This is a genomic window from Blastomonas sp. (assembly GCF_041747255.1).
GTDB lineage: Bacteria > Pseudomonadota > Alphaproteobacteria > Sphingomonadales > Sphingomonadaceae > Blastomonas.
This window is the reverse complement of record NZ_JBGTFM010000440.1, coordinates 1-1,997: the sequence shown is the minus strand read 5'-3', so window position 1 is coordinate 1,997 and position 1,997 is coordinate 1. Positions and strand designations below refer to the sequence as shown.

At 65.5% G+C, this 1,997-nt stretch carries 2 protein-coding genes and 1 pseudogene; 1 reads left to right on the top strand and 2 read right to left on the bottom strand.

Annotated features, from left to right (window positions below; genetic code table 11):
* Window positions 1-259: pseudogene (locus ACEW8G_RS14740) on the top strand (ubiquinone biosynthesis protein UbiH); the annotation flags it as partial.
* Window positions 260-292: 33 nt separating this feature from the next.
* Here ACEW8G_RS14740 and ACEW8G_RS14735 read toward each other — a convergent pair.
* Complete coding sequence (locus tag ACEW8G_RS14735) at window positions 293-1,633, bottom strand: cystathionine gamma-synthase family protein (protein WP_373489154.1); 1,341 nt, start codon at window positions 1,631-1,633, stop codon at window positions 293-295.
* Between the two features lie 114 nt (window positions 1,634-1,747).
* The coding region (locus ACEW8G_RS14730) for an anion permease (protein WP_373489153.1) at window positions 1,748-1,997 on the bottom strand (250 nt) is incomplete at its 5' end.

The following is a 1,997-nucleotide window of genomic DNA, read 5'->3' as shown; positions in this document are numbered from 1 at the left end:
CGCGCGGCTGGGTCTTGACCCCGGCGATCTGGCGCAGCTTAAGCGTTATCAGGACTGGCGGATGCTCGACAACGCGATGATGGCGGGCGCGACCGATGTGCTCAACCGGCTGTATGGCGTGCCGGGCGGCGCGGCATCATTGGTGCGCCGGATTGGCATGCAGGTTGTCGGGCGCACCGGGCTGCTCCGCCGTTTGATCATCGATGAGGCACGCGGCACCAGCGGCGCGCTGCCCCGGCTGCTGATGGCAGCGGACTGAGCAGACGGCCGCGCCAGAAGCCGGGCGCGCGGCTCAGACCGCGTCGAGCGCCTGCTCAAAGTCCGCGATCAGATCGTCAGGGTCTTCGACGCCCACCGAAATCCGCACCAGATTGTCGGTAATGCCCAGCGCCGCCTTGCGCGCATCGGGCACCGACAGATGCGTCATCGCCGCCGGATGGCTGGCCAGCGTCTCGGTGCCGCCCAGGCTCACTGCCAGCTTGGCAATCTGCAGGGCATCAAGAAACGCAAAGCTCTCGGCCTCGCAGCCCTTGATGAACAGCGAGAAGGTTGACCCCGCGCCGGTGCAATGCCGGTCGTAAATGTCCTGCTGGCGCGCATCGTGGATCATGCCCAGATAGCCCAGGCCGTCGACCTTTGGATGCTGGGCGAGATAGGCGCACACCTTGGCGGCGTTTTCACCCGCGCGGTTCATGCGCAGCTCGACGGTTTCAAGGCTGCGCAGCAGCATCCACGCGGTATTGGGATCGCAGATCGTGCCGATGGTGTTGCGCAATGCGCGCACCGGGTCCATCCACTTCTTGGGACCAGACAGGCCACCTGCGACCAGATCGCTGTGCCCGCCGACATATTTGGTGAGGCTGTAGACGACGATGTCCGCGCCGTGATGCAGCGGCTGCTGCCACAACGGCCCCAGGAAGGTGTTGTCGATGGCGTTGGGCGGCATCGCCTCCCCCGACTCGAGCGCCGCGCCCAGCACCGCATCGCGCGATGCGGCCACCGCCTCGATATCGACCAAAGCGTTGGTCGGGTTGGCGGGGCTTTCGAGGTAGATCATCGCGACGCGGCCGCCCTGCTTGGCGGCCATGTCCTTGGCCTGTTCAAGCACCGCGTCGATTTCGTCCCGGGTCGCGCCGGCCGGAAAATCGAGATAGGTGATGCCAAAGCGCGACAGGATGCGCGCGATCATCGTCTCGGTCGCGGCATACAGCGGGCCGGAATGGACGATCACATCATTGTTGCTGCAATAGGCGAGCAGCAATGTAGCGATCGCCGACATGCCGCTGGAGAAGACGAGCGCATCCTCGGCATCGTCCCAGACGCTGAGGCGATCTTCCAGAATCTCCTGATTGGGGCCGTTGAAGCGCGAATAGACAAGGCCTTCCGCTCCACCCGGACGCTTGCCGGTCAACCCCTCGAAATGCCGCTTGCCCGCCGCAGCGTTCTCGAACGCGAAGGTCGAGGTGAGGAAGATCGGGGCCTTGAGCGATCCTTCGGACAGCACCGGATCAAAGCCGTGGCCCATCATCAGCGTCGCGGGCTTGAGCTTGCGCCCGCCCAGCATGCCGATCTGCGGCTTGGGTTTGCGGCGCGGCGTGGGCGTGGTGATGGGCTTGATGGGGGCGTCGGTCATATGCGGGCTCCTGCGGTTGGATGGGCTGGCCCCGCCCCGCACTCACACCCGCTGAGCGGAAGGGGTGCAGCGAGGCTCCTGATCTTTGTTATGCCCTGCCTTATGCCCCACCACTCAATTGATTACAAATGAAACCATCCAGATCGCGCCGACCATCAGTGGCACGCCCGCGATATCGAGCAGCAGCCCGGCCTTCAGCATCCGGGGCAGCGCGATGTTGCCACTGGCCCAGGCGATGGCATTGGGGCCGGTGCCCGATGGCAGCATGAAGCCCCAGCTCGCGGCCATCGCCACCGGCATCGCCAGCAGCACCGGATCGACCCCCAGCGCGACGATCAGGCTGGCGACCACGGGCATCACGCCG

What these genes read in the sequence shown, in the direction of transcription:
- ACEW8G_RS14735 (WP_373489154.1), bottom strand. Translation starts at nt 1,633, where the DNA reads ATGACCGACGCCCCCATCAAGCCCATCACCACGCCCACGCCGCGCCGC.